The 5,821-nt window shown below is 61.0% G+C and carries 5 protein-coding genes; all 5 read right to left on the reverse strand.

The annotated features are described in order from the left end of the window. Positions 1 to 166: 166 nt before the first annotated feature. Complete coding sequence (locus tag RIN49_RS28690; protein ID WP_309123511.1) at positions 167 to 1,954, reverse strand: hypothetical protein; 1,788 nt, start codon at positions 1,952 to 1,954, stop codon at positions 167 to 169. Between the two features lie 49 nt (positions 1,955 to 2,003). Further along, positions 2,004 to 2,576, reverse strand: coding sequence for an RNA polymerase sigma factor (locus tag RIN49_RS28695; RefSeq protein WP_309123512.1), 573 nt, complete (start codon positions 2,574 to 2,576; stop codon positions 2,004 to 2,006). 1 nt (position 2,577) lies between these two features. Continuing rightward, the gene (locus RIN49_RS28700; RefSeq protein ID WP_309123513.1) at positions 2,578 to 4,005 is read right to left on the reverse strand and encodes an ABC transporter substrate-binding protein; all 1,428 of its coding nucleotides are present in this window, start codon (positions 4,003 to 4,005) and stop codon (positions 2,578 to 2,580) included. Between the two features lie 40 nt (positions 4,006 to 4,045). Then, the gene (locus tag RIN49_RS28705) at positions 4,046 to 5,119 is read right to left on the reverse strand and encodes an efflux RND transporter periplasmic adaptor subunit (protein WP_309123514.1); all 1,074 of its coding nucleotides are present in this window, start codon (positions 5,117 to 5,119) and stop codon (positions 4,046 to 4,048) included. 46 nt (positions 5,120 to 5,165) lie between these two features. Then, positions 5,166 to 5,821, reverse strand: a 656-nt coding sequence (locus RIN49_RS28710) for a carbohydrate ABC transporter permease (protein ID WP_309123515.1), incomplete at its 5' end; no start/stop codon positions are given.

Consider the following 5,821-nt stretch of genomic DNA (forward strand, 5'->3'; position numbering starts at 1 on the left):
CTTTGATGAAGGCTTTTACTTGATCCTTGCTGAACTTCGGGGCCACTGTGCTCATCCTTCCAATCCAACCTTTCCTTTTAGAATAATAGATTGATTGGAGAGTTTACACAGTAAATTTTACAGTCCCTTTTTTCTCGTGCGATGTCATCGTACCGCGCGGGTCCCGCTATTTCTTTATGAGCTCGCGAACGGCCGCCATATAAGCCGATAGGGCCTGCGCGCTCTCTTCCTCGGTCATGCCGCCGTCCTTGACGAACGCGATCAGCTCGCGGTTCACCGCGTCGGCGAGCTTATAGAGCAAGTCGTCCTTCGACATCCCGACGGCTTCCGCCAACGGATCGCCTTGAGCCAGTCGTCGAAGCAGCTCGTCTTCCGACAGGACTTCGTCCTCCGACAGAACCGCAAGCGCCGCGGCATCCGCCAGTATCCTGTCGAGGCGTTCCTTCGCGTACGCTTCCGCATCCACTTTCACGGTATAGCCCGGCGTCGAGACCGCCTTCGCGAGCCGTTCGCGCGCCATCGCCTTCGTCGGCTCGGCGGCTCCGGGCGCAAGTCTTCCGGCCGCGACCTCGCCGTCGATGTAGCGGTCGGCGGACCACTGCAGCGAGGACAGCAATACGTCTTCTTCCACGTCGACCGCCTGAGCGATCGTCCGGCCAGAGGCCAATGCGGCGCGCAGCTCACCCGGCGTCAACTCTTCCTCTCCCAAGATAACGCTCTGCTCGACGATGCGGCGAACGCTCGCGTCGGCGACGGCGGCATCTCCTTCCGCCTCCTGCGGCGCCGCCGCCGGGGCCGGCTTCACGGCCGCTTCCAGCAGTGAAGCCGCGTCCTGCTTCAGCCGGTCGGCCAGCGCCGCGGTGATCGCGCCGGCTCTCCAAGCCGCTTCGATCGCTTCCTCGGCTTTCGCGACCAAAGCCCCCGTCAGCTCGCTCTCGGACATGTCGGCAACCGAGGCTAGGCTGTCCCCGCGAGCCAGCGCCGACAGCGCGTCGCCGATCGACTCGTCCGAGAGGAGGGCCGTATCGAATCGGACGGAAGCGATCCGATCGTTCACGAGGTCTTCGCCGAAGCGCTCCATCCACTCCGTAGCTTCCGGCTCGTAACCGGGTTCGGTCAAGATGCGCGAGATTTCGGCGACGCCTTGCTCGCGGAGCGCTGCCGCTTCTTCCGCGGTCAGCCGTCCCGTCTCAACGCCTCTATCAAGGTCTTGCTTCAACAGGTCGGCAAGGTACTCGGGCAGCGTCATCCGTTCATATAATGCCGAATTATCATCATCGTCATCGTCATCGTCGTCGTCGGAGTCCGAATCCTTCGGGGGCGGCGTCGCCGCCGCCGTCAACGTTAGACCGTCGCGAAGCGCAAGACGTACGTCGATCGCCCACCGGTCCGCCCATTCGGCGGCGTCGTGCACGATGCTCGCGAGGCGGCGGTCGACAATGTCCTCGCCGCTTTCCTGAAAGGCGAAGGCGGACGCCGCGGCGCTCCAAGAGCCGGAGATCGCCCGGTCGATGAATTCCTCGACGGCTTGACGCGCCTGATCGGCCTGAGAGGGGGAGAGGGCTCCTTTGGTGACTTCAAGCTCCAACGTTCGGGCGAAATCGTCCAGCACCGCTTCCCGCAGCGATGCCGCCGTTTCCCCGGTAGCCTCCAGAAGCGAACGGCCGTCCCGAATCGATGTGAGTACGTCTTCGAACTCGGTTTCCGATGCGTACGCCGCGCTGAACAGCATCGATTGAAGGTGACGCTGCACGAACAGCTTATAAAAATCCGAGCCGATCGCGCTCGCATCGGCCGACGCTTCGGCGCCTGCAGACGATACCGCCTCCGTCGCCGCCGCGAACGCCGACGGCGTCTGCCAAGCGAATCCGCCTGAAGCGGCGATGACCGCGGCGCTCGAAAGCACGAGCAGCCCTTTCTGTAATGAACGCGCTCTACTTTTCTTATTCTCCATCGTTCTCCATCCTCCACAAAGATTTTTATCTCTTCTGGCAACTGCATTGTTATTTTCCGGTCCCGGCCGGAGCGCGGGCCGGCTCCATCCGAAGCACCGCCCTCACCCATCGGTCCACCCGAAGGTTCGGAGCCTCGCGGAAACGTCCGCGCGGCGTCTCCGTCTTGCCGCAGGCGCGGATGCTCTTCCGAATTCGGTGCAGGGACGATTTGACGGCCGGGACGGTGTCGCCCGTTCGATCCGCGATTTCCTGCAGCGAATAACCGAAAACTCGGGACAACATCCATAGTTCCAGATGACGTTCGGGCAGCTTCTCCGCCAGCCATTCGACGATCGCGCGAACTTCGACGTAATCCGCGTCCGCCGCCGCTCGGTCCGGAACCGGGATCGGACCGAGCGTCTTCCGTTTGCGGCAGGCGTCGATCCAGAGCAGTCTGGCGCCGCTGAACAGAAACGATTTCGTTATTTGCTCCGCGTCATTAGCTCGCACGTAAAGGAAAGCCTTCAGCAGCGTCTCTTGATACAGCTCGTCTGCGTCCCATTTCGAATTCGTCAACGAACGGCAATAGCGCTGCAAATCGGACAGATGGGGCGCGACGAGCGATTCGAAGGAGGGCCGCAAGCTACTCGTTCAAATAGGTCGCGATCCGGTTGGCGAGCGTGTCGGCAACCGCCTTCGCCGTCTTGCTTCCGGAAAAGAACGCCGCGGATTCTTCTCGAATCATGTTCAGCACTTTCGCGTCCTTGTTCAGATACTTGCCGACAGAAGGGATGACGGATAAGACTTGCTCGATGTCTTCGTCCGTCAGTTCGACGGACGCGCCGTTCGGGCCCTTCATCACAAGGCCCTTTCCGCCTTTTCCGCCGCCGCCCGCCAGCATCTCCTGCATCTCCTTCAACTTGACCGACAGCGCTTCCCGATGCACCGGAAAATTCATCAACCCGGGGGAGGACTGCATTTCCTGGGAAAGCAGAAACTTGACGAACTCCCAAGCCGCTTCTTTGACGTTGGAGTTCGCGTTCAACGCGAGCACTTGGTTCGATTTGAACGGGATGCCTTCGTCTTGCCCGGTTCCCGGCGGGCGAAGCAAGGCGTCGTGTTCCCCGCTCAACTTCGTAAACGACGACGCGACCTCGATCGGCATTTGCATCGTAACGAGGCTGAAGTTCGTGCTGCCGGGCCCGGTCTGTTCGGCGGTCGCCAGCCCGTCGTCGTACAGCTTCTTTACGTTTTCCATATAGGCCTGGAACGCTTTCCCGTCAAACACGGCGTCTCCGTTGTCTTGCGCGACCAATTGTTCGTATACCGTCTCGACGAGATCGGCAAGCAGATCTTCCGGCTCGACCATAGACAAGCCGAATTTCCCGGATCCGGTTTGCCCTTCCTTTTCCAGCAGTTCGATGAATTGGTTCCACGTCCACGTTTCGTCGTTCAGGCCGCTGCTCTCGAGGAGGGACGCGTCGCCTACCATGACATCGAGCGTATACGAGGTCGGTATGCCGTACCAGCCGCCTCCGATCGATACGCCGTCGAAGATGTTTTCGAAATAATCGGATTTGGCGAAGGCGCCGTCTTGGTCCGCAAGCTCGTTCCAGTCCGCGATCAGCCCTTCTTCCGCATATTTCTCGTAGGGGAGGTGCTCCGCCGAAACGATGTCCGCGGCCTTGCCCGACATGATCGCGGTATTGACGGCATTGACATACTGATCCACTTCTTCGGCGGACGGGCCGATGTTCTGGCCGGGCCCCATTCGGATCATCGTCTTGCCGCCGGTGGCGGTATCGTCCGCGGGCACCACTTCCTCGATTTGAATATCGATATCCGGATGCGCGCTTTCGAATTTCGCTTCCGCCTCTTCGAGGAAACGGTTTTTGGTCATAACGGTCATGGTGACCGCCGTCTTTCCGCCGGATGCGGCGATTTCCCCGGATGCGCCGGTCTCGCCTCCGGTTTCGGCCGGGGCGCTGCCGGATCCGCACGCCGTCAATGCGGCGCACAGCACTCCGAGCGCCGACAGCTTCCATCCTTTGTTTCGAACCTGGTTGTTCATCGATTCATTCCTCCTAGGATTCTTGATTTCGGATCCATCGTTAATACCGAACGCGATCGCCGTCGTCGATCGGCTCGCTCGCTTCCGCGACCACTCGGTCGGTCGGCATGAGGCCTTCCACGACGGCCGTATCGCCGTTCTCTTCTTGCACCGTGACGTAGGTAGCCCGGACATAATAAGCGGTGCCGAGCGGCCCGTCTTCTTCCGCAACCGTAAACACGTAGTCGCCGCCGCTGTCGCTCTTCAAGGTCGACTTCGGGATCTTCACCCCCCGCGCATCGCTCATCTGCGAGACGTCCACGAACGCTCTCTTGCCGGGCTCCAGGCCGGGTCCGCCGACCTCGATCGTAATCGTCTTCAGGCTGCCGTCTTCGGACGCGTCTTCGATGTCGGAGATGAGGCCTGCGACGCTGCGCCTCGGCGTCTCGTCGAGCCACACCTTCACGGCTGCGCCGACTTGCAGCGCCGATGCGTCGTCGCTGTCCGCCGTGAAATCGAAGCTGTAACCGGAAGCGTCGTCGGCGAGCTCGACCACCGGCTGGCTGCGTCCGACCGAAGCGCCTTCCGACGCGTTCACCTTCGTCACGACGCCGTCGAAAGGCGCGGTCAACGTGCCGCCTTCCGCAATTCTCCGTTCCAGATCGGCGATGCTTCGCCGTTGGATGTCCATATCGAGCTCCATCACCTGAAGATCTCGCTTTTGGTTGTCGGTGCCTGTCGTATCGCCGTCGCGCAGCGCCGTTTTCATCTGGTCCAACAGCTTTTCCATCTGCAGCTTCTTTTGCTCGTAACGCGTTTTTTCGTCCTGCAGCGCGCGCCGCGTCGACTCCGTATCGAAGTCGATCAACGGATCTCCCTTCCTCACCCGATCGCCGTCGCGCTTATGGATCGCTTCGACCGTCCAGTCGCCTTGCGGATACAGCGAAGCCGTCTGCGCGGGCCGAAGGAAGCCTTCTCCCGATACGCTCCGTTCGAGCGCGCCCAATTCGGGGGTCTCGACCGAAACTTTGGGGAGCGAGAGGCTTTGAATCGTGTTGGATAAGAACGTGAGCGTCAGCAGAGCGGCGAAGAAGAGACCGATCAGCCAACGCAGCGTCCGTTTTCGCTGAATCATGGTTTCAACACCTCCTTTTCCGAAAAGGTCGCGGGAAGGCCGCGGATCAGCCCTTGATGCCCGACATTTGGATGCCTTCCACGAGATGATCCTCTCCGTACAGGAAGATGAGCACCATCGGCATCATATATAGCACGGATGCGGCGAAAGCGACGCCCCGGGCGCCTTCGGCGATGCGGGCCAAATAGACGGAAAGCGGCTGGCGGAGCGGCTCGGTCAGGAACAAAAGAGGCTGCTCGACCATGTTCCAGTGGTCCGCGAAGGACAGCAACAGGAGCGCGGCGATTCCGGGCTTCGCGAGCGGGAGCGCGATATGGACGAACGCGCGCAGGCGGCCCGCCCCGTCGATCGAGGCCGCCGTCAAATAATCTTCCGGAATGCCGTTCATGAATTGCCGCATCAGAAACACGCCGAAGGAGGCGAAGACGCCGGGCCAGACGATCGCGCCGTAGCTGTTCAGCAGACCGAGACGGTCCGCGACGAGATAGTTCGGTACGAGCGTCACTTGGAACGGCATCAGCATCGTAAGCAGGTACACGAAGAACAACTTATCTCTTCCCGGGAAGGACAGCTTGGCGAAGGCGAAGCCCGCGAGCGTGCCGACGGCCGCCTGCCCGACGATCGTCGGTACGGTCAGCTTGACCGAGTTCCAGAACAGCAGCAGGAAGTTCGGCCGCTGCAGCAGCACTTCGCCGAATTGCG

This window comes from Paenibacillus sp., assembly GCF_031177825.1.
Taxonomy (GTDB): domain Bacteria; phylum Bacillota; class Bacilli; order Paenibacillales; family YIM-B00363; genus Paenibacillus_AE.